Here is a 23452-nt window from a genome sequence, read left to right on the forward strand (position 1 = left end):
CGACCATGGAACACTATTTACTTAAAGCCTCAGCCATCCTCGCTATCTTTTTGCTGGTTTATCAGGTATTCCTGAAAAATGAAACTTTTTTTAAACTGAACCGGTTTTTCCTGCTGGGCGGGCTCCTGGCTTCACTCCTACTGCCTTTTATCAGAATCCGGGAAGAAATTATCATTCAAACGGTCCCTTTGAATGCTTCAGCCAAATTAAATCCGGTGGCGGCAATTGAATCCGCCGGTATGGACTGGAATGTCGCCCTGCTCTGGGTCTACTTTATGGGCATTGCCTTTTTTACGGTAGTGGTTTTTAAAAATCTGCTGCGTATTGTATCCATGATTAAAACAGGTAGCACCTATAACCATGATGGATACGTCTTTATTCCATCACGTTATATCAAAGGCCCTTTTTCGTTTTTCAAATACATATTCTATAATCCTGAGGCACATGGGGAAACAGAACTAAATCTAATTCTGGAACACGAAAAAGTACATGGAAGGCAATTGCACTCGCTGGATATCCTTTTGGCCCGTGTCACTGCCATCGTACTATGGTTAAACCCTCTGGTCTGGTTGTATCAAAAGGTTATCCAACAAAACCTGGAATACCTTGCTGATTCACAAGCTGTTAGTGACCTCCCGTCGATTCGTGAATACCAGTATGCCCTCTTAAAAGTATCGGGGAATGAGCTGACCCCCGCCCTTGTCAGCCCTTTCAATCAATCATTAATCAAAAAACGAATAGTCATGTTACAACGCAATCAATCCAAATCAATCCATTTGGCGAAGTACCTTCTGATCCTGCCCATGCTGGCCCTGTTCCTGATGGCCTTTAACCGTGAGACCGTCTATGTAACCCAACAGGATTCCGTTCAGGAGCTCATATTGTCAGATGCCAAAACCATCGAGGTTACCATAGAAAAGGGGACCACGGATGAAGAACTGGTCGAACTCAAGAAAAAGCTCGCCAAAGATGGGGTGGACTTTTCCTATACCACTGTCCGGAACGATGCCCGTGAGATCATTAACCTTTCGTTTAGCATCAGCGGAAAAGCCGAAAACGGCAATCCCTTCAGCGGCAGCTACAATTCGGACACTGAAGAACCCATTAAACCGGTGCTGATCTACATCAATTCCGAAGGAGGCGTGTTTTTCGGGGAAGCCAGCACCTTTAAAAAATTCAGCACCGGCAAAGAAGTTCATTTTAGTACCGGATCCGGCGAAAAAATGATCTGGGTACATCGCTCCGGAGAAGAAAATGGCCATTTGGTCGGAACCCGCATGGACAAGGGGGAATCCGTCTTTATTGTTAACGGAAAAGAGGTCACGGAGGAGGAAGGAGAAAAAGCATATCTCGAGTTACTTGAGGAACGGGAAAATATGATAATCCTTGAAGTGGAGGAAGATGATCAAACGATCGAGGTGCGTGAAAAAGACGGCAGGAAGATCGTCATCGTAGATGGAAAAGAGGTCAGTGAGGAAGAACTCCGCGAAGCCGGAGCGCATAAGAATATTTTCGTCAAAGTCATCGATGGAGATGGGGACTCAGAGTCCAATATTTTTACAATAGACATTGATGAAGATGACGACGATGGAAACACCATGATTTGGCATACGGATGACGGTTCAGAATCAAAACACAAGAAAATCATCATAAATTCTGAAAAGTCCGGAGACTATGATACTCAAATGAAAGTGATCTCCACCGATGGCAAAAAACCGCTTATCTACATCGACGGTAAAAAGGCCAATGAAAAAGCGATGGATGCATTAGATCCGGACCAGATCCAAACCATCAATGTCTTTAAGGGAGATAAGGCTATGGAGAAATTCGGTAAAAAAGCGAAAGATGGCGTCATTGAAATCACCACAAAGAAGGAATAAAAGCAGTTTAAAGCGCCATTAAATATTCGGACACCGGTCTTGGTCAAGACCGGTGTTTTTATGTCCAGCAAAACCTAATGCACGAAAAACGGCCAAAATGAGCCCTTTTTTCCCTTGCAATTCAGAAAACTTCCTAAAAACCCCCTTGAAATGTATCTTTTTATAACTTTAAAGAAGTATTATTATTTTATTATGTAACCTTTTACAAGGAATCATACTTACTATTTTGAGTATTAAAGGTTTTTACACTTACAATAGTGTAGTTAGTATCGTTAATAATTGCAGAAATGCTTGGCAGATGGAGGGTGAAGATTATATATTGGCCGACGAACAAAGCTAAACCTCAAAACAAGTAGTATGATTGCCATTGCCAAATTCGTGTTTACTGTACTCCTAACTCTGATCCTTGTTTTGATATGATGTAAAGCACGTAAGGGAATCCACCCTTTTGAGAAACCCTAAATTTTTCTGTTGATTTTGTCCAGAATGGTATCTTTACCGCAATGGAAAAAGCATTCTTCACTGGTTTGGCCAGATTGAACAAGTGGCTCCTGCCCTCTTACAGCAAAAAGCGCCTGGATTTATCAAAAGCCAGCAAATGGCAATTAGCCATTATCGGCTGGAGGTATTATGTAACCACCAAAGCTTTGGGTTAGTAGATTATCAGGGATTTTAAAGGAACCCCTTCCAGCTTGTCCCTTCCGTTGAGGAAGCTGAGTTCGATCAGAAAATTACACTGCACCACCACCCCTCCCAGATTGTCGATCAGATCGCACATGGCCCGGGCCGTGCCCCCGGTAGCCAGCACATCGTCATGGATCAATACCCGATCCCCCTCGGATATACTTGCCTGGTGAATCTCGAGGGCATCCGTACCGTATTCCAACTCGTACTCCTGACTGTGAATTTTACGGGGTAATTTACCCGGTTTCCGGGCGGGTATAAACCCGGCATTCAGCCTGTGGGCCAGCAAAGGGGCAAAAAAGAAACCCCGGCTTTCGATCCCCACCACCTTGTCTATATGCAATCCCTCCGTAAAATCAAGTAGCTGATCGGCTGCAAGGGCAAAGCCCTGCGGATCTTCCAAAAGAGGAGTAATATCCTTAAAACTGACCCCCTTTTCAGGGAAATTGGGCACCTCGGTAATATAGTCTCGTAAATTCAATGTAAATCAGGGCTTAGTTATTTTGCCCTAAATCTAAAAAGAAATATATTTGCAACCCCTTAATCAAGGGAATTGATTTCCGGCCACGTGGCGCAACTGAATAGCGCATCTGATTACGGCTCAGAAGGTTCCAGGTTTGAATCCTGGCGTGGTCACTTAACTCGCAAACCCCGCAACAAATGTTGCGGGGTTTTGTTGTTCGGGGAACCGTCGAAAGCTTGCTTTCGTAAGTGGACACGGGAAACAAAACCGCACCGCCCCAGGCGGTGCAGGGTTTGCATTTTCAGGTGGGAATAGCCAGGAAAATCGAGCGCAGCGAAGGTAATCCTGGCGTGGTCACTTAAGCATGAAAAGCTCGCCTGAAAAGGCGGGCTTTTTCTTTTCGAACGAGGCGCAAGCTTGCTTGCAGGCCGAAGTGAGGAAAGTTAAATGCGGAAATATTCCCTAGCTTTTCAAATCATTTTAGCGTAATGGTTCTTACAATTATTGAATCTCCCCGAATAAGTTGAAGTGTTACCTTACTTTTTTCAACCTCTCCAATAGTCTCTTCTGTGATATCTCCAATTAAATCCTCAAGACCGTTATAGAATGATTTTCGCTTAAGAGGCATATTGTCAATAGCAATTATCAAATCCCCAGATTTTAAATCCGCATTATAACCATGAGAATCGTTTACCACAGTTGAAATTTTAAATGCTACATCACCGTTAAAGTTTTTAATCTTTTTTTCTTCTTCACTAGCTTGACCTCCAGTCACTCCCAACAGCCCATCTAAACTTCCGGAGAATTTGAAGTCGCTGTCAGCATTCACTAACCTTATTAGATATGAAAGTATATATTGAGTCCGCTTATTTAGTAATTCATAGTTTAATCTGTCAGCATGGTCTAACGATGTATGTACATATTTTATGCTGCCTGTACCCATTGTAATAGTGGGTATCCTTCTTTGTCCAAAGGCATAGTGGTCGGTATTTGCTATCATCCCTGGATAAAACGGTGTCATTTTTAGTCCTCTCAAACTATCCGTTTCTATTCTTATTTCTTCGAATACGGGATTTGTGCCGTATGAAACATAAAGAAACTCTGCATCTGGATCACCAATGATTTTTTCCAGATTAACCATTGCCTTGATGTTCTTAATCGGAACCGGAGGGTCATTCGCAAAAAAAGCAGAACCATTCAATCCATTTTCCTCAGCACTGAATGTGGTAAAGATTATTGATCGTTTTGTTCTTATATTGTATTTTTTTAGAACTCTCGCCATTTCTATGATCGCCGAAATACTTACAGCATTGTCTACGGCACTATTCCATATTTTATCATTTGAAGCCCGTATAGAATCCACTTCTAAATCTTCTGGAATACTGCGTCCATAATCTGCCTGACTGCTCATTCCCTGACCATCATGATGCCCACCTATTACAATATATTCATTCGGTTTTTCAGTCCCCTTCAAGAAACCAACCACATTCTGTGTTGATAAGATTTCCCATGGCTTAGTTGAATCTAAGACTTCAAAGTCAAATTCCTGAAAATAGCTGACAGGGTTTTTTGAATCTTCATAAAACGGTTCCAAACCAATATTTTGGTATTGCCTGGCTATATATAGAGCCGCTTCATGCTCACCTTTATATCCCGCACCACGGCCCTGGTATTTATCATCTGCTAATTCAGTAACATGCTTTTGTAATTCGACCATTGAGATTTTTTGAATAACCTCTTCATTTGTTAGTGTAGTTCTAGAAGAACACGCAGTAAATAATGTGATTAGTACAATTAGCTCTATTGATTTTTTCATTTGACTCTATATTACTTTTTAAATGAGCAACTCTTTCTTTGGTTGTTACACTTTATATACCCCAATAGCAAGGTAGAAATCTCGCACCTACCGAAGTGAAGGCTGAAAAAGCAACCAGTGAAAGGCTGGTAGATTTCATGTAGACTACGAATCACTCAAATTTAAATTCAAAAACAACTTTCTTGGGTTCACAGAATGCCAACATGTTTTTCAATTGGTCAATTTATAAAGGAATTGGATATGGCCCACATTTCGTGATATCCCAAATTCCAATGGTACCCGAGGTAGGTGAAACCACTGTAGGTTATCCCGTTTTGCAGATTAGGACAAGAATCGGATCATGATCATTACGCATGCTGAACTTTGGCCCGGCTTATTCTTCCACTAATATTCTGCCCCTTCCCCTTTCCTAAGATCAACCCCCCATTGCATGACCTAGGTCATTGTTAATCAGGCATGTATTACATAATTTCAAATGTTATTTTATCCATTGTAGAACGGAATATTCGAATTAATTATGAAGTACAATACGATCATCGTTGGTGGCGGTCTGGCAGGTTTAACTGCTGGAGCCACTCTGGCTAAATTCGGAAAAAAGGTGCTGCTGCTGGAACAACATCACAAACCAGGAGGCTGTGCAACCACTTTTAAACGAGGGGATTTCATCATAGAAGTCGGCCTTCATGAAATGAGCGGATTGGCGGAGGGCGGTACCCTTAGGAACATTTTCAAAATGCTGGAAGTAGAAGATAATGTGGAACTTAAACAAGTACCCGAGTTCTACGGTATTCCCTCAGACAGCAAAGATTTTGTGTTTCCCCACGGCTTTGAGGCGGCCAAAAAGGCACTCATAGACAAATACCCTGAAGAGGAAAAGGGCATAAGAAAGTTTTTGCAGGTTCTGGCTGGAATCCGGAAGGAGGCATTGAACTTACCTCGATCCCCATTAAAACGCAAGCTGATCTATCCGCTTATGCCTTTGCTTTACCCCAATCTGGTAACGGCAACGAAACATACAGTAGGATCCTGGCTGGATAAGCACATCAAAAATGAAAAAACCAAACTGGACCTGGTAGCGCATATTGCCTACTGGGGTGATGACCCCTATACCTTGTCCATGTTTTATTTTGGCTTGCCCTTTGCCGGCTTTATTGAAAGCGGGGGCTATTTTATAAAGGGTGGTTCACAGAAACTTTCTGATCATCTTGCCGCTTTTATCGAAGAACATGGAGGTACTGTGTTATTGGGCAAAAAGGTTGAGAAAATAATCACAGAAAACGGTAGGGCCACAGGGGTGACATTTAGCGATAGTTTTAACAATAATGGACAGTCCATAACCATTGCTTGTGACAATGTTGTAGCCAATTGTGCCATGCCTTTGGTACCCGCCTTGCTGGATGAGCCCTTCGCCAGCACACTTAAACAAAAGATCAGCCCGCACCCGCAGTCTACCTCGCTTTTATGCATGTACTTAGGGTTTAATCAAAAAGTAGATCAATTTGGGGTCAAATACTATTCAAATTTCATACAAGGGGATGATGTAAAAAGTCTTAGGGATGTGCACCCGAATCAACTCGGCGATTGGAAAAAGCGCAGTTTCATCTTTGTAGACTATGAAAAGGTCGATGCGGGACTGGCACCACCAGATAAAGCTGCCGGTGTCATATGTACGGTAGCCTATCTCAAAAACTGGGAGGGTTTGAGTGATGAAGCATACAGGGCGAAAAAGGAAGAGGTAGGTCAGATCTTACTGGAGAGATTGGAAGCGAAATTCCCGGGAATTCGAGACAGCATAGAGTATTACGAAATCTCTACACCAAAAACCATCAAGCGGTACACTTCAAACCCCGGAGGTGCAGTTTATGGATTTGCCCAAACCAAACGATTAACCGGATCCAGGAGATTTCGAAATAACTTTCTGATTCCCAACCTCTATTTTGCTTCGGCTTGGGCGTTCCCGGGCGGGGGTTTTGAAGGTACTATTACGGGCGGATTTTTAGCGGCCCTGCAAATGAACAAAGACAAGATCTGGTCGGATATTGATGCTGAGAAATTCATAGATGATCGCATCGTGAAGTTCAAATCGTCAAAAAAAGTTGACAAGGAAACCGTCGAATTGACTTTTGAAAAGCCTGAAGGGTTTGAGAATAAAAAAGGGCAATACGCCATCCTCAAACTTAAAGATCCAAAAGTAACTGAATTGGATCTTCCGTATCGCTGGCTTCCACTGGGCTCGAATGGCGAGGATGAGCAACTGCAGTTCCAATTCAAGAAGGATGGCAGCAGTTTCTCCATAAGTTGTGAGGGGATAGAGGCAGGAGATGAGGCAATTGTATTTGGACCTATGGATTAGTACAATTTTAATAGGACCTCTAAGAAATACATATTATGAAAGGTGCAATATTTTATTCGGGCAAGTACGGCAGCACAGAACAATACGCTAGCTGGATTGGCGAAGCCATAGGATTTCCTGTATTTGACATCAAGGATCCGAAAGCCGATCCGTCCAAATATGACTTTCTCATTCTGGGCAGTTCAATTTTATACTTTCGGCTGTCTATCCGCGACTGGCTTAATGAAAATTTGTCGAAGCTTGAAGGCAGGTCCAAAGTCTTGTTTTCCGTATCCGGAGCCGGTCCGAGCCCTAAACTCAACAGATGGGTTGCTAAATCCCTTCCCGCTGTACTCGCTGCACAAATGGAGCATGTGGCGCTAAGAGGCAGGTTGGACCATACCAAGGTTAGCTGGTGGGTTAAACAAATGCTTTGGATGGGCTCCCTTTTTAACCCTGATCCGGGAGCCCGTAAAGATGAACGATATGGTTTTGATTATGTTGACAGGAATAGCATTGAACCTGTGGTAGAATTAGTAAGGCAGTTTCAACATCAGGAATTACTTGTGGAGTAAGCTCCGAAGCGTCTGGTAGATATTATTATAAAATGGATGAAAGATTAAAAATAGTAGCCATCTGTGGAAGCCCGCACCGGGGAAATACCTATAAAATACTTGGGATGCTTGCAAATGCCCATCCCGATGTAGATTACAAGATCCTCATGCTCTCTGAACTGGATCTTAAGGATTGTTTCGGTTGTTATTCATGTATCGATAATGGAGAAGAAAGTTGTCCTCACCAGGATGATCGTGATGTGATTATTGAAGAAATGAAGGCTGCCGATGGGGTCATTTTTGCCTCTCCTACCTATGCCAGAACCGTCAGTGCATTGATGAAGAAATTTGTGGAGCGAACAAGCTTTTTGGCGCATAGACCCATCTTCTTTGGGAAATACGCCATGGCACTGGCTACCTGCGCGGGGTTTGGTGCGGACCTGACCTGTAAGTATCTTACCGAACACTTCACTCAATATGGCTTCAACTTTGTGCCCCCGGTGGAACTGATGGTAGCCCGAAAAACAAAAAATGAAACGGAACGCAACCGCAATCTGGCCTTAACTGCTTACGAAAAATTGATTAATGCCCTTCGCTCCAAAGCGGTAATCCATCCCTCTTTAAACCAGCTTGTATATTTCAACATCTTCAAATCGATTTCTGAATGGAATAAATTAAAGGGATGGGCGGATTACGAGTTTTACCATGGCAAGCACGATTTCTACTATGACGTCAAAATCCCTTTTTGGAAGAAGAAAATGGCCAAATGGATTTCAGGGAAAACAGTAAAGAAGATGAAGGCAGAAAGCCGTTAGAGAATTCGGAAAGTCAAACGCAAAAAGTGTCTTCGAATCGCTTCCCAATCCGTCCTGAGCACATTAATTCGGACATGCTAGTATGGCGGAAATAATGTGAATCTTAAAACCTGTATAGATGAAGGAACCGGATAATACTATGGATGCTGTCCCTGCAAAGGCACAAAGGATATTCTCAAAGAGTGCAGAACCTGTTCCAGGACCTTTGCTACTATACTGAACCGACAGTTTGGACACCCCAGGGTACCCGAGGAAAAAGCCATGAACCTGATGGCCGGGGGAATTCTGAACCAGGGCTACCAATGCGGTATGCTTTGGGGTGCGACATTGGCAGTTGGGGCTGAGTCTTTTCGCAGGAATGAAAAGGCAGCGGATGCCATAGCAGTTGCCGTGTTGGCCACACGACATGTGGTGCAATCATTTCTGAACCTGACCGAAACGATGAACTGCCGTGAAATTATCGGATATGACCTGACCACCCTTTCCGGCATGGCCAAATTCATGATTAAAACCACCATAAAGGGCAATGAGAACAGCCGCTGTTTTAACCTCGCCGAAGCATGGGCCCCTGCGGCTATAGATGCGGCCACTGAAATGCTGGAGCAAAAAGCCGAGACGAAAAACGAAACCAAAAGTTGCGCTTCCGAGGTCGTCAGGCAGATGGGAGGCTCTCAGGAAGAAATGGTCATGGTTGCCGGATTTGCAGGTGGACTGGGGTTGTATGGTGGGGCCTGCGGAGCACTTAGTGCAGCCCTTTGGAAAAATACCCTGGATTGGTGTCGCAAAAATCCCGATGAAGACCCTCCTTACTTTAACAATAAGACAGCGAGGAGAATCTTGAAATCCTTTAAGGCCGAAACAAAAGGAAAAATGCGTTGTAATGAGATCTGCGGACAATGTTTTAAGGATCTTGGCGCGCACTCAGACTATTTAAACCAAGGTGGGTGCAAATCCTTACTGGGGGTATTAGGAGGGAGTGTCCATGATTGAGTTTATTGAAAATGCGAGTTGTTGAATGCGTAAACCAACAGGATTATTCGATGCGCTGTCTTAAAACTGACGGATTGTCAATTCAATCCAAAATCCAACATATATTTGGCTCACAAATCGTCAACACAATATCCTGGAATTGTGAAATACGGCATTAAAAAAAAGGGGGGGACGGACGAGGGGTTAAATTCTCGCTTGATCAGTTAAGGCGCGAACCCCGCTTTTTCTATCCGGGTTATGAGTATTCTTAGTCTTTAAAAGAACTCAATCAACGCCATAACTCCGTTATAGGAAATCACTACTGAAAAAAACAAGGCGCCCACCAGCCCTGCGTTGACCAGTACGTGCGTCGGATTACCCCTCATGAGCTTTTTGTTATTGATAAGCAGGATAATCCCAACAATAACAAGGGGTAATACAAAAACATTGAAGACCTGAGACAGGATTTGCATTTCGATGGGGTTAGCTCCGAATACGGGGACAATTAAGGCAAATAAACAGGCTACTGCCGTTATAATCCGAAATTGTCTTGAATTTGTATCCAGGGTACCTGATTGAAAATCTGCCAGTAAGATCGGCGCAATCAATAAACAGGGGAAAATTGAAGACAATCCAGCGCTAAGGGTTCCAAAAACGAAAAGTGTTAGCGCAAACTTACCTGCTATAGGTTCCAAAACCTGAACCATATCCAAAACTTTGGTGACGGGTTGCCCCTGATAAAACAGGGCCCCACTTGCCACTGCCATTATGGAAGCACTGATAATAAATACCAGAACTGCTGCCGTAATAGCATCCTTTTTCTGGCGTTTTAAATGTGACCGGGTCCAGCCTTTACCCTGAACAAAAAGCGGCCTAGAAAGAAACGTGGCCGCTGCCATTGTAGTCCCCACAAAAGCAGCTACCATCATTTTGCCCCCAGGGACTTGAGGTACGGATGGCACCAAACCTTTAAGGACATCCATAGGCAAAGGGTATACCATAAACAGGGATATCAAAAATGAGAGACCCATAATGGTTACAAAAATCACCAGTACTTTTTCAAAGAAGGTATACTTGCCGATGAGCAATAGGCCATACATGACAACAATAATCCCTATGGCAATAAGCAGGACTGTTTTATATTCAATGCCCCTGAGGTCGGGAAAGTTTATGGCCAGAATCTCGAAGATGATATTCGCTGTAATTCCAAGGATGCCCATCAAAGAATTCCATTGGCCGAAGGTAATCCCAAGGATGATAAGGATTGCTATGATTTTGCCGCCCTTCAGGTGTTTTTTAAAGGCATAAAGCGCCGTTTCTCCCGTTAGGAGGGCATAATTTCCGTAGACATAGATCAAAAGACCGGAAAAAACACAACTCAACATCAGTACCCAGAGGAGTTCCATCCCATAGGTACTCCCGGCTACGATCATTGAAGTAACGCTTCCCGTCCCTATGGTGTAGCCGATGGCAAAAATACCCGGGCCAAATGCCAGGACCAGGGCAAGGAGTTTTTTTACAAACGACTGGTCCCCGGATCTCTCAGACATTTATCAATCAATTACGGATTCTGGAAATGGTAGAAATGGCATCTCTTACCTCGGCCTCAAGTCCGGCAAAGTCCTTTTTTTGTATGATTTCTTTCGAAATAAGCTTGGAGCCCATTCCCACACAGGTTACCCCGGCATCAAACCAGCCTCGCAGGTTGTCTTCATCCGTACTCACGCCACCTGTGGGCATGATGCTGGTCCAGGGTTGTGGTCCTCGCACAGCCTTGACGAATCCCGGCCCGTAGGTGGATCCCGGGAATAACTTAATAATCTCACATCCGAGTTCCTCAGCCCGGTTGATTTCAGTCAGCGAGCCGCAACCCGGGGACCAAAGAACCTTCCTTCGATTGCAGACTATTGCAATATCCTCTCTGAGGGAGGGGGTTACGATAAAATTAGCGCCCATCTGTAAGAAAAGTGAAGCAGCAGCGGCATCCGTAATGGAACCCACCCCGAGAATCATACCCGGCAATTCCTCCAGGGCATATCGATTCATTTCAGAAAATACTTCGAAGGCAAAATCCCCTCTGGCAGTGAATTCCAAAAGTCTTGCGCCTCCAGCATAACAGGCTTTCAGCACCTTTATGCCCACATCTGCATCCGGGTGATAAAACAAAGGAACCAAGCCCGTGTCGCGCATAGCCCCTGCTACCTCCAATCTCGTATACTTCGCCATTTCCTACTCGTTTGAATATCGGACCTGCAAGCACTCTATTCCTGCGGGGACCTCTATATGAACAATTATTTTAAATCTTATCTGGAGACCCGCCCGGAAGCGTCACCTCCCATTAACTTTTCAACCTCCTGTACCGTTACCAAATTTGCATCTCCCTTGATAGTATGCTTTAAACAAGAGGCCGCAACTGCAAAATTCAGCGCATTCTGGTCGTCATCCGGATAGGTCAGCAAGCCGTAGATGAGTCCGCCCATAAAGGAATCCCCCCCACCAACGCGATCTACGATATGTGTAATCTGATACTCCGGGGATTTATACATTTTTGTACCATCATAGAGCACACCGGCCCAGGTATTATGAGAGGCAGATATAGAACCCCTCAATGTGGTAATTACTTTTTTAGCTTTAGGAAATTTGGCCATCATTTGCTCGCAAACGGAAAGGAAGGCCTCGGCCTTAACGTGCTCTCCCTGCGTCGTGATGTCTAATCCTTCCGGTTTAATTCCAAAATGTTTTTCGGCATCTTCTTCGTTCCCCAGAACAATATCGCAATAAGAGGTCAATTCCGTCATTATGGCCTCCCGATCGCCACCGTATTTCCAAAGTTTGGCCCGGTAATTCAAATCCGTGGAAATGGTAACCCCTTTCTTACTGGCGGCCTTTACGGCTTCAAGACAGGCGTCTGCGGCTCCCTGAGAAATGGCAGGTGTAATCCCGGTCCAATGAAACCATTCCACGCCTTCAAAGACGGTATCCCAGTCTATCATCCCTTTCTCAATTTCGGCCATCGCGGAGTGCGCTCGGTCATATACCACCTTACTGCCACGGGATACCGCTCCTGTTTCCAGAAAATAAATGCCCAGGCGATCCCCTCCAAAGACAATTTTATCCGTTCCCACTCCCCTCTTTCGCATTTCCATCAGTGCGCACTGACCTATATCATTATCGGGCAATCGGGTGACAAAATCCACAGGGACACCATAATTCGCCAAAGAAACGGCCACATTGGATTCCCCTCCACCATAAATAACATCAAAACTATTGGTTTGCGAAAACCTCAAAAATCCCGGAGGAGCCAACCTAAGCATGATTTCTCCGAAGGTTACTACTTTTTTCATCAGGCTATTATTTATTGAATTATGAAACGAGAGCTACTTAACTAAAGGCTAACCCTCCATTGATATCGATATTATTACCGTTGATAAACGAAGCTTCATCCGACACAAGGTAAGCCACGAGATCAGCTACTTCGCTCGCATTACCTTCCCTTTTTAATGGGGTGGCGGCAGCAACTTTGTTTCGGATCTCATCTTTTGTAAAATCATCGTGAAATTTCGTTCCAATCAATCCCGGACATAAGGCATTGACTCGAATTCCCTTTCCGCCAAGCTCCTTTGCCATGGATCTGGTAAAGGTCGTTAATGCACCCTTGGACGAAGCGTAAAGGGCCGAACCACCGCCACCGCCATCGCGAGCAGCCTGAGAGGAAATGTTGACTATTGACCCGCCTTCAGGTATCATAGGTTCAAAAGCCTGTGAAACGAAGACTGCAGATTTAAAATTCACATCCATAACCTGCGCATAAAAGGCCTCATCAAATTCCTGCAGGGTTTTACGGGCGAAGAGTCCCCCTGCATTGTTAACCAGAATATCGATCCGCTGACCAAATACTTCCTGCACCCTTGCCTTTAATTCCCTGATGTCTGCAAGGCTGGATACGTCGGCCTTCACGGCAAGGGCTCGTTGTCCCAGTGCCTCGATCTCCTTCACTGTTTCCAGAGCTCCCGTGGCTGAATTGAAATAGTTAACAACTACGTCAGCCCCTTCCCTGGCGAGTTTGATTGAAATCTCTCGACCAATATCTCTGGATCCCCCTGTGACAACTGCAATTTTACCTTTAAGTCTGCTCATATCACGCTCTTAGATTCCAAGTCCCTGACCACCTCCGACCTGAATGGTCTCTGCTGTAAGAAAGGCGGCATCATCACTCACTAGGAAGGATACAACAGCTGCAACATCCTCTGGCTGACCCAGTCGTCCCAGTAAAATATTGTTCTTCCAGGAAGCGAAGACCTCTGGTTTGGTCGATTTAATTTGATTGTGAAATGGAGTATCTATAGTGCCCGGAGATACGGCATTCACTCGGATGCCATATTCTGCGAGGTCCTTTGCCAGAGCCCTTGTAATGGCCTGAACGGCAGCTTTGGACGTTCCGTAAATTCCCGCACCTGGCCCTCCGGCATTCCAGGCTGCAATTGAAGTATAGTTGATTATTGAAGGGTTCTCACCTTTTTTCAAAAAGGGGATAGCAGCCCGTGAGGCGAAGAATGTAGAATCCAGATTGAGTGCCATGACGAACCTGTAAAACTCGGTGGTCATCTCCTCGAACCGGGACCGGCCACCCAGCCCTCCAGCATTGTTAACCAAGGCGTCTATTTTGCCGTATTCATTTCCAATGGCTGTGATATTTTCAGTTACGGCATTTTCATCCGTAACATCAAAGCCGTAATATTCAGCGGTAATCCCTTCAGCCGTGAGTTCTGCAACCCTTTGTGCACCTGCCTCATCTTCTATTCCATTTAAGACTACTGCATATCCGTCCTGGCCGAGTCTTTTTGCAACTTGAAAGCCAATACCCCCGGTTGCTCCTGTTATAACGGCTACTTTTTGTTTTGATGTCATTGATCTACTTTTAAAAATTTATATTATTTCGAATCCAATTCGACAGGCTTAATCTTTCGAATAAAGAAATAAATCGACAGCACTGCCAATGGGGCCAATACTGCAATAATTATGAAAGCCGGTGTATAGGACACTGTGGTTATTTGTGGAATGAGCCAGTTCATTATGATTACGGAAACGGCAGCAATGGTGCCTGCAAGCCCCGCCAGTGTCCCCACCGAGGGACCCTGCAATAAATCACTGGAAAGTGTTTGTATATTCCCAATAGCGAACTGGAATCCAAAAAGCACGATGGCAACGATGTAGATAAAGGTCATTGGGTTATTCCCTTTCACCAGAAAGATAATCCCTAAAAGGCCCATAAATATCAAAAGCCCACCGATAAGGATAGAGACTTTACGCGCATAGTCCACCGTGTGTTTTTCCATTAATTTTCCACAGAACCATCCGCCCAAAATACTTCCGGCCATACCTCCCAGATAGGAAATCCAGATGGTACTTCCAATTTCTTCAATACTGAAATCAAATTTTGAATTTAGATACAGAGGCATCCAACCGACGAATAACCACCAAATGGGTTCTATAAAAAAGCGTGAAACCAAGACCCCCCAAGATTCCCTAAATGCCAGGATTTCCATAATTGAAAGGCCCTTTTCTTGCTTTGTTTCCGCCACCGGTACAATACGATCCGCCAGGATCATTTTGCGTTCTTCATCAGTAAGCCAGGCATGGCTCTCTGGTTTGGCCTTATTGATAATAAGCCAGGGAAAGATCCACACAAATCCAACCAGACCCAAGATGATAAAGGTGGTCCTCCAACCAAACTGCGCGTATAAGAATGCAATTAGTGCCGGCGCAATAACACTACCGAGAGAAGCGCCTGCATTAAATATTCCTTGGGCAATTGCCCGCTCTTTTACTGGAAACCACTCTCCGTTGCTCTTGACAGCCCCGGGCCAATTCCCCGCTTCACCCAGTCCGAGCATTGCCCGCACTATTGAAAGAGACACTAATCCTCTGGCAAATGCATGGAGTACAGCAGCGGTCGACCAAAGTGCAATGGAAAAGACAAAACCCAGGCGGGTACCTATTTGGTCATATAATTTTCCGGATAAAAATTTACCTAGAGCATAGGTAATCATAAAGACGTTCAGCATAACCGCATAATCTGTTTCGTCCATTCCGAGATCTTTACCCATCTCGGGCCACATCACTCCAAACGCGGTTCTGTCTATGTAATTAATTACGGTGGCAATACAAATTAAGGCTATTATCCACCACCTCAAACCTTTAACCTTCATACTTCAAGTTTACAGTTAAAGGGACGATTGGAAAGTTCTTGCCATTGCGGGCAATAAAATGCAATACTTATGAGAGGTATCGAATACCGATATGACTCCCTTTCCCTCCTACTTAATTTAAACCTCGCGCAAATTCGTGCATATTTACAGCGAGGGCAATCTATTCTATATTATACAAATACTGGTACAGGGCGCTGAAATGTGTTTTCATATTTGCTTTAGCCAATTGCGGATTTTTTGCTTTTATGGCTTCATAAATATCCCAGTGCTCCTGTATGGCTGTAAAAGCCTGATTCTTATCACATACGTGATACTTTTCAAAATTTGTAATAATCTCAGGGGTAATAATCAACATAAATGTGATCATTGTGCCATTTCCACTGGCCCGAGCAACGGCCAGGTGAAACAATAGATCCTCCTGGACAGCATCCTCACCGTTATGGACTTTATTTTCATAGGCCTTAATGGTGGCCTCCATCTCTTTTAAATTTTGCTCTGTCCTTCGAAGCGCAGCCAACCGCGCTGTCTTGAGCTCAAGTAATATTCGTGTCTCAACAAGAGACTTAAAGTCTGGCGTGTCGAGTTTTAAGATGTCTTCGATCATGCCATTCAGAGCTACCTGACCAATGTCAGCAACGAAGGTCCCACTTTGAGGCTTGGACATTAATAATCCATAAAACTCTAGTTTTCGAATCACCTCCCGAACATTGTTCCTACTTACCCCAAAGCGCTCGGAAAGTGAACGTTCCGAAGGTAGTTTATCGCCTGGCTCCAGATTCTTGTAGTTGATCAAATCCCTGATCTGGACGATGATTTCACGCTGGATTTCATCGTTTTCATTTTTTGTCAGAGTATCTAAATTCATATTCTCGGAGTTGGAAGTAAAATTGGTTAACCAGATTGGTTTGTTAAAATTAAGAAATAATCCTGACTAACCTCTTAATGTTTTATATGAAGATTCATTAGTTCTTTTTAAAAACCATTGGCCCTGAGAAAAGGCCAATGGCTTACTCAAATTGAACTAACTCAAAATAATTCGCTAATGACTAATTTCCAATTTGTAAAATTTTACTTTGGCGAAGGCTCCTTCATCCCGGGTTTGCAAATAATTTCCCGCTTTGAAATAATTTTCGAAAACATCCCATCTCCGAATACTTGCATTATCATAAACAAAGAATTCCCCTTTATTCAGTGACACAACCAATTTGCCCTTGGAGACTTTAACCTCGATATTAAACTTGTTAAAACCTACTTCCTCTTCAAAAGTTCTTCCTCGGTCATCTTTCCAAGCCTCTTCAAACAATACACCTTCTGGAGACACGGCATTGTTTGTAAGCTCCTTTGTTTTTACCCGGATCTTACCATCCTGCCAATAAATCTTTAAAATCGGTGGTGCATTGTTATCCTTTTGGCCAATCTGATCACGTTGATCATTTGAAAGTCTACCGTGAATTTGCATAATAATCACCTTATGATACTTCCCGCCCCGGTCTTTCGAAACAGCCTCCATTCGCATTGTCCCTTTCATTAATCCACCTTCGGAAAACTTCCAGTTTACGGAGTTACTCCCAGGTTCCATCTGTTCGCGCAATTCCGTTCGGGAATATTTGGTATTTGCAGTTGTTGACTCTGGATAGGCATGAAAAACCAGTGACCCGTCAGTGGAATCATTATACATAAACGGAACTAAAATAGAATTCGTAGCGTATTCCAGAATTTCAGGTGGCTCTACTTCAATAGGCCGATTATTATCAGAAATAGGCAATGTAACCTTCCAGTGACTCAAATCTATTTCTGGTAACCTGTAGCGCTTTTTCTTTTTTTTCTGCCGGACGTTACTGTTATCAACGGCAACCAGAACATCATCTGACTGCCCATAAACCCCAACAGACAGGAATAGAAATATCACCAAGGGTGCTAGTTGTCGCATTGTATAGTTTCAATAACTTAATTGGTTATACATCTGGCGAAAACTATTTATTCCGGTACAGGGGCCATAGAAATATTGTCCACCCTTGCTTCTTCGCCCTCATTGGTGATTAAGATGGCTACAGTCGCATTGGCACCCGTATTAAAGGAAAGATCAACCTTTGTATAGGTATCGGCATCCGCCTGATCCATTCCAACTAAATCAACAAGTTTTTTGGATTCCACCTCTGAAAGGTCTGTAATTCCACCTCCAAGTACTGTTAGGGTAACAGATCCCGGATTATTGGTTTTCAGGGTATAGTAATATGTGATAATGTAGTCCGTATTCGGAGTTACTGCTATGCCTTCCTGATAAGCTACTCGATCCCCATCAGAAGGATATTTCGATGCTTGATCCCCGGATTGCACAGGGCTACTAGTTATCTGAATGACCCCTCCAAAATCATTCCGCCACGAATCACGTCCATCTCCAGATCCATCGGGAAGACTGTTATCCTCGAAATCACCTTCCAGGACCACTGGCACTATGGCTTCAGGCACCTCGGGTTCTACAACGGTAACATCCATTGTAAAGGTACTTGTTGCGCCCAGGGCATCTGATGCCGTCAGGTTTACCGTGTAGGTGCCTTCATCTGGATAGGTATTTGACGGATCTATTTCTGCTGAGGTATTGCCATCGCCAAAATCCCACTCATATGTTGTGGCACTTGAGGATAAGTTGGCAAAATTGTACAGTAGAAAGTCCGTGTCACTCTGCGCCGCCGAGAAATTAGCGCTCGGTGGGGTTTCATCTGGTATAGAACCTTCTTCCGGTAGATCATAGTCGAAATCGCATGAGGATGTCAACACTATTGTACCTATCAAGGTCAAAACGGCTGTTAAAAGTTTAGTTGTTTTCATAGTGATACTGATGATATAGTATTAATAACCAGGATTTTGATTCATCAATCCCTTACTTAGATTAATTTCGCTTTGCGGAATAGGCAACAGTAAATCCGTCGCTCCGAAACTGTATCCATTATTATTGGAAAATTCTGATAGTACTTCCTGAGCTACACCAAACCGGAGCAGATCGAATAACCTGTGGTTTTCAAAGGCCAGTTCCACGCGACGCTCGTTTAAAAGATCGGTTTTAGAAATGCTTGTAACCGGATCGGTTAGTCCAGCTCTGTCTCGAATTTGTTGAAATGAAGCCAGGGCTGCCGCGGCAGAGGTTTCCTGTCCTCCTGCCAATATTGATTCCACATGCATAAGTAGAACATCTGCGTAACGGATGACAATCCAGTCATTCCCGGAAAGGGTTGCGTCCGTAGAAAAGGTTTTGCCATCTGCACCCCCATCTTCGCCATTTGGCAAATATTTTGTCACCTGAGTTTGGGTTGGCTGCGCCGGATCTGTCCTTATAGAAAGGGCCGTTCTGTCACCTCCGAATTCATCAAAAGCTGCAATCGCTTCATCCGTTACATAATTTACCCCAACGGTACGACCAACGCCATTTAACCATTCAGCAGAAAAATCCTGACTATCCGTTTCAACTCCAGGATTATACGCAATGGCAAAAATAACCTCGTTATTTCCTTCATTATAGAACACATCACTGAAATTAGGCTCAAGGCTAAACCCACTGGATAGCACACTTTCACAAAGCACCTGAGCATCCGTATAATTACCCAGTGTAAGATGAACTTTCGCCAAAAGTGCCTGAGCTGCTGCTCGGGAGGCCCGGTAAAATTCACCATTCCCGAGGTTGTCAGCTGCAAATTCCAGGTCTGAAACGATTAGTTCGTAAATCTCAGTTGTAGAGACCCGTGTGAAAGCTACATCATTCTCCAGGGGTCCAATAATTCTGTCTATAAGCGGAATGTCGCCATAAAGCCTAACAAGATTGAAATATGCCTGAGCTCGTGCAAATTTTGCTTCCCCTTCGAATTGAGGCGCCATGGCTTCTGAAGCGTTTTCCAATTTATCCAGAACCAGGTTTGCCCTGTATATGACGTTGTAGAAACTGCGATAGTAATTTTGGACAAGTCCATTTGCAGAAGATACATTATACTGCTCAAATTGAGCGGCTTCCCCTTCCTGACTCTTGGTCCGTGTATTATCGCTGCGCATTTCGGTTACATAATACTCAATCTGTATCCCTCGATTGTCATTGAGACTAGTTGAGTTAATTCCCTGCATAGCATCATAAATGCCAATTACGCCTGTTTCTATTTCATCGTCATTGCTGAAATATTCGATGCTGCTGATGGCTGACTCAGGTGTAGGCTCAAGAAAATCTTTCTCGCAGGCACCTGTGAATCCAATAAGGAAGGCCAGTGCTATATATTTAATTGTTTTCATACTTTGCGTTTTACGGTCGGGTGGACTAAAATTCAATGTTCGTTCCTAAGGAAATAGTGCTAAACACAGGAGAACCAGCTCTTTGGTATCCATATGTTGTAGGGCTCGTATTATTTATAGATTCCGGGTTGAATCCTGTATAATCACTCGCGGTCCAATAGAGCAAATTCTGACCTGCGAGATATACTCGAAATCTGGATAGCCCAAGTTTTTCGTTGATATCCCTGGGCAGACTAAATCCAACATTAATATTTCGCAAAGACACGTATGACGCATCTTGGATAATGTCATTAGTGAAGATTTTCTCTTTGATAAAGCCCTGGTCTGGAGTTGTATCCGTATTAAAGTCCTGAGCACTATTGAAGTGGTTGAACAAATACTGATCTCCCATGTTCCGAATTTGGGCACCGTGACTTCCCTGGAACAAGAAACTGAGGTCGACCAGACCGATCCGGAATTCATTGGTAATGCTCCAGATTAGATCTGGATAGGGATCCCCGAGAATAGTCTTATCGTCGTCATCAATCAACCCATCACCATTAAGGTCTTTTACGTACACATCCTGCGCCTCAGCACCAACCGGATGGTAAGGATCATTGATGAATTCCAGCGGGATATCCCGATCGACAACCCAACCGTAGAAAGACGAAATTGGGTTACCTTCCAAGTTGATCCATTCTGCCGCCCGTTTGTCATCCACATTTTGAATCTGTCCATTTGCATCGGCAAAATCGGTCAGTTCATTTTTATTCATAGAGGCTAGTATCGTTGTAGACCATCGGAACTTTTCTGTTGCAATATTTCGGGTCCTCAACTCAATTTCAAAACCGCTGTTCTTAACTTCTCCTAAATTAACCAGTGCACTACTGAAACCTGTTGTGGTAGATACCGGGTTGTACAAGAGTAAATTGTCACTTACTCTTTCATAGTAATCAAAAGACCCTGTAATAATTCCGTTGAAGAAACCAAAATCAACCCCGGGATTAAACTCTTCCAGCCGCTCCCATTGGAGGTTAGGGTTTTCGATGTTCAGAGCGATAAATGCTGCCTGCGAATTATAAACATCTGTTCCTAATAAAGGAATTGAGGGATATAGGTCAATAATGCTATTACCTGTACTGATATCCTTGTTCCCGGTGAAACCATAGCTTACCCTCAATTTCAAATCGCTTAAAAATCCGCTATTCTGAAGGAAACTTTCTTCTGATATCCGCCATCCAATGGAGGCTGCAGGGAAATTACCAAACTTCTTATCTACCCCGAAGATGGAACTTCCGTCGCGTCTGAAACTTACTGATGCCAGATATTTATTATCGTAAGCGTAATTCACCCTCCCGAAGTAAGATTGAAAACGCTCTTCCAACTTAAAGGAACCAATGGAGGTGAGAACGGTTGCTGCACTTAGGGTTTTAATAAGGTCAGAGGTATATCCTGTTCCTGCAGCGCCATCTCCCTGCCATTCCCATTTCTCCCATGACAGACCCGCAAATGCAGATATATCGTGTTTGTTGATGACTTTGTTGTATGAGAAATAATTCTCCGAAACAATGTGGAATCGATTCTCGTTGTTTACATTATAGCTCGCCGCTGAAGCCCCATTCCTGCTAGAAAGCACACCTTGCCATCTATCCTGGAATGTGTTTTGGTAATCCCCCGAGAGATTGGACCTAAAGGTCAACCCATCTGTAATTTGGAATTCACCGTAAACGATCCCTGCTAGTTTAAACTTATAGTCGTTTCTATCACGCTCCAGAACCTTGGCTGCAGGGTTTGTATTAGACGTGTTTGAAATATCGACCAATTCACTACCATCTCCATAAAGATCGTAATTGTCGAAGTGTCTTTGCACTGCATAGTCACCTATCTGTACATCCGGGTATACATTTCGATCCACATATTGAATGGAATTCTCGTCGTGGTAAAGAGGAAGCCATGGTGTCTGTCTTAGTATATCGTGAGTTGAACCATCAAACCTTCGTCTTCTTGTGTAGGAAGGAGCAAGATTTCCTCCAAACCTGAAATTTTTGCCAATTTTGGAATCGAGTTTTAGTCGGAGGTTATACCTCTTGTAGTCGTCTGTCAGCAGGACACCCTCGTCGTGAAGATACCCCATGGAAAGGCTAAACTTGGTATTCTCGCTACCGCCCCGTGCGCTAAATGAGTGACTTTCAATTTTTCCGCCATCAAAGATAACGTCCTGCCAGTCTCTATCAACACCTATCAGGCGCTTGTACCTGGTCCTGTCAGAAAGGGTTCCGGTAGCCTCTTGCTGAGCGGCTGCCGTTTCGGCCACAGAAAAATAATAGGGATCACTTTGACGGGCTTCCTTAAACCCAATGAATCCATTGTAGCTGAACCGCGTCTTTCCTTCCTTACCTTGTTTTGTAGTAATCAGAATGACCCCATTCGCCCCTCTTGATCCATAAATAGATGAGGATGCGGCATCCTTCAGAACATCGAAACTCTCGATTTCATTCATGTCCAAATTCCCGAGAAAATCGCTATCAACAGGTAAACCATCTACTACGATTAACGGCGCAGAGTCGCCATTTAATGACCCCACACCCCGTATCCGTATCGTAGGCGCAGAACCTGCTTCACCTTCTGTTGCTGATATGTTGACACCTGCAATTTGCCCAACCAGGGCATCATCAACCCTGGCAACCGGGATTTGATCTAATTCTTCGTTTACCACACTGGAAACGGCCCCAGTCATGTGAACTTTTTTCCTTGTACCATACCCGACGACAACAACTTCTTCAAGTTTATTCAGATCTTCAAGTAGTTTTACATTAATTGTTTGTTGACCCGTAATTTCTACAGTTTGAGCAACAAATCCTACGTAGGAAAATCGAAGTGTTTCACCAGGTGACACTTCAATGGTAAAGTTCCCATCGAAGTCCGTGGAAGTTCCGCGGGTGGTATTAAGAACAATTACCGTTGCCCCCGGTATCGGGAGATTCGCATCGTCAGTTACCGTACCGGTAACCTGAACGCGATCCTGGGCATTGACCCCAAACGAGAAGAGCAGGATCGCTGCTAAAATAAATGAGATTCTCAGATTCATCAGTTTTTAGTTAGTGTTAATTATCCTTTTGGTTGTTAATTCGAACCCGGTTAGAGAAATCCGAATTCCGTCAAACACGATTTCAACTATAAAACCGATGATTTTCACTATTTTTGTGAAGAACATAAGCTTTATATAGTTTGTGTTTTTGCATTACTTCCCTCCTACAAGAAGTAATCTCTAAAAGGATAGGCGTGCACCTATCCTTTTTCTATTTCAGAAATATTCCCATAATTCTGCATACTTTTTAGCTAATTCGTCAGTTGTTAATCCTGGTTAGCCAATCTGGTTATCCAAATTGGTTTACCACTTTGGATAACCAAATATATGTTATTGAATTGTTAATTAAAAACGATTTTGGGAATTAAATGTTAAAATTTTGATGTTTAAC

General features: G+C 43.7%; 19 protein-coding genes and 1 tRNA gene. 7 read left to right on the forward strand and 13 right to left on the reverse strand.

Annotation, left to right across the window (positions count from 1 at the left end; translation table 11 throughout):
• The first annotated feature begins 5 nt into the window (after window positions 1–5).
• Both QU605_RS05290 and QU605_RS05295 read left to right on the forward strand, forming a co-directional pair.
• Window positions 6–1880, forward strand: coding sequence for a M56 family metallopeptidase (locus QU605_RS05290; protein WP_289724234.1), 1875 nt, complete (start codon window positions 6–8; stop codon window positions 1878–1880).
• A 503-nt stretch (window positions 1881–2383) separates the two neighbouring features.
• Window positions 2384–2536, forward strand: a complete 153-nt coding sequence (locus QU605_RS05295) for an SsrA-binding protein (protein ID WP_289724235.1) — start codon at window positions 2384–2386, stop codon at window positions 2534–2536.
• On the opposite strand, the gene QU605_RS05300 is transcribed toward QU605_RS05295, so the two are convergent.
• Window positions 2533–3045, reverse strand: coding sequence for an adenine phosphoribosyltransferase (locus QU605_RS05300; protein ID WP_289724236.1), 513 nt, complete (start codon window positions 3043–3045; stop codon window positions 2533–2535). The genes QU605_RS05295 and QU605_RS05300 overlap by 4 nt on opposite strands.
• 81 nt (window positions 3046–3126) lie before the next feature.
• On the opposite strand from QU605_RS05300, the gene QU605_RS05305 reads away from it, so the two are divergent.
• A tRNA-Arg gene (locus tag QU605_RS05305) sits at window positions 3127–3200 on the forward strand.
• Window positions 3201–3502: 302 nt separating this feature from the next.
• Here QU605_RS05305 and QU605_RS05310 read toward each other — a convergent pair.
• Window positions 3503–4843 carry a M28 family peptidase gene (locus QU605_RS05310; protein ID WP_289724237.1) on the reverse strand — a complete coding sequence of 447 codons (1341 nt, stop codon included), beginning with the start codon at window positions 4841–4843 and terminating at the stop codon, window positions 3503–3505.
• 517 nt (window positions 4844–5360) lie between these two features.
• On the opposite strand from QU605_RS05310, the gene QU605_RS05315 reads away from it, so the two are divergent.
• The 4 genes from QU605_RS05315 (at window position 5361) to QU605_RS05330 (ending at window position 9534) form a co-directional block, all read left to right on the forward strand.
• Complete coding sequence (locus QU605_RS05315; RefSeq protein ID WP_289724238.1) at window positions 5361–7196, forward strand: FAD-dependent oxidoreductase; 1836 nt, start codon at window positions 5361–5363, stop codon at window positions 7194–7196.
• Between the two features lie 35 nt (window positions 7197–7231).
• Window positions 7232–7750 carry a flavodoxin domain-containing protein gene (locus QU605_RS05320; protein WP_289724239.1) on the forward strand — a complete coding sequence of 173 codons (519 nt, stop codon included), beginning with the start codon at window positions 7232–7234 and terminating at the stop codon, window positions 7748–7750.
• Between the two features lie 32 nt (window positions 7751–7782).
• Window positions 7783–8544 (forward strand): flavodoxin family protein, encoded by a 762-nt coding sequence (locus QU605_RS05325; protein WP_289724240.1) that lies wholly within the window; start codon window positions 7783–7785, stop codon window positions 8542–8544.
• Window positions 8545–8715: 171 nt separating this feature from the next.
• The gene (locus QU605_RS05330) at window positions 8716–9534 is read left to right on the forward strand and encodes a C-GCAxxG-C-C family (seleno)protein (protein WP_289724455.1); all 819 of its coding nucleotides are present in this window, start codon (window positions 8716–8718) and stop codon (window positions 9532–9534) included.
• Window positions 9535–9788: 254 nt separating this feature from the next.
• Here the strand turns inward: QU605_RS05330 and QU605_RS05335 are convergent, their stop codons facing one another.
• The 11 genes from QU605_RS05335 to QU605_RS05385 all read right to left on the reverse strand — a co-directional run bounded on the left by QU605_RS05335 (window position 9789) and on the right by QU605_RS05385 (window position 23061).
• On the reverse strand, window positions 9789–11063 hold the full coding sequence (locus QU605_RS05335) for an NRAMP family divalent metal transporter (protein WP_289724241.1): 1275 nt from the start codon (window positions 11061–11063) through the stop codon (window positions 9789–9791).
• A 7-nt stretch (window positions 11064–11070) separates the two neighbouring features.
• Entirely contained in the window at window positions 11071–11739 is a 669-nt protein-coding gene (locus tag QU605_RS05340; RefSeq protein ID WP_289724242.1) for a bifunctional 4-hydroxy-2-oxoglutarate aldolase/2-dehydro-3-deoxy-phosphogluconate aldolase, read from the reverse strand.
• A 77-nt stretch (window positions 11740–11816) separates the two neighbouring features.
• On the reverse strand, window positions 11817–12857 hold the full coding sequence (locus QU605_RS05345) for a sugar kinase (protein WP_289724243.1): 1041 nt from the start codon (window positions 12855–12857) through the stop codon (window positions 11817–11819).
• A 37-nt stretch (window positions 12858–12894) separates the two neighbouring features.
• Window positions 12895–13650 carry an SDR family NAD(P)-dependent oxidoreductase gene (locus tag QU605_RS05350; protein ID WP_289724244.1) on the reverse strand — a complete coding sequence of 252 codons (756 nt, stop codon included), beginning with the start codon at window positions 13648–13650 and terminating at the stop codon, window positions 12895–12897.
• A gap of 9 nt (window positions 13651–13659) precedes the next feature.
• Complete coding sequence (locus QU605_RS05355; RefSeq protein ID WP_289724245.1) at window positions 13660–14421, reverse strand: SDR family NAD(P)-dependent oxidoreductase; 762 nt, start codon at window positions 14419–14421, stop codon at window positions 13660–13662.
• A 23-nt stretch (window positions 14422–14444) separates the two neighbouring features.
• Window positions 14445–15722 carry an MFS transporter gene (locus QU605_RS05360; RefSeq protein ID WP_289724246.1) on the reverse strand — a complete coding sequence of 426 codons (1278 nt, stop codon included), beginning with the start codon at window positions 15720–15722 and terminating at the stop codon, window positions 14445–14447.
• Between the two features lie 160 nt (window positions 15723–15882).
• Complete coding sequence (locus tag QU605_RS05365; protein WP_289724247.1) at window positions 15883–16587, reverse strand: FadR/GntR family transcriptional regulator; 705 nt, start codon at window positions 16585–16587, stop codon at window positions 15883–15885.
• A 174-nt stretch (window positions 16588–16761) separates the two neighbouring features.
• Window positions 16762–17508 (reverse strand): polysaccharide lyase family 7 protein, encoded by a 747-nt coding sequence (locus tag QU605_RS05370; RefSeq protein ID WP_353655878.1) that lies wholly within the window; start codon window positions 17506–17508, stop codon window positions 16762–16764.
• A gap of 191 nt (window positions 17509–17699) precedes the next feature.
• Window positions 17700–18551 (reverse strand): PKD domain-containing protein, encoded by an 852-nt coding sequence (locus tag QU605_RS05375; RefSeq protein ID WP_289724249.1) that lies wholly within the window; start codon window positions 18549–18551, stop codon window positions 17700–17702.
• Window positions 18552–18572: 21 nt separating this feature from the next.
• The gene (locus tag QU605_RS05380; RefSeq protein WP_289724250.1) at window positions 18573–19994 is read right to left on the reverse strand and encodes a RagB/SusD family nutrient uptake outer membrane protein; all 1422 of its coding nucleotides are present in this window, start codon (window positions 19992–19994) and stop codon (window positions 18573–18575) included.
• 25 nt (window positions 19995–20019) lie between these two features.
• A complete protein-coding gene (locus tag QU605_RS05385) occupies window positions 20020–23061 on the reverse strand; it encodes a SusC/RagA family TonB-linked outer membrane protein (protein ID WP_289724251.1) in 3042 nt (1013 codons plus the stop codon).
• Window positions 23062–23452: the final 391 nt, after the last annotated feature.

This window comes from Robiginitalea aurantiaca, from assembly GCF_030380815.1.
GTDB lineage: Bacteria > Bacteroidota > Bacteroidia > Flavobacteriales > Flavobacteriaceae > Robiginitalea > Robiginitalea aurantiaca.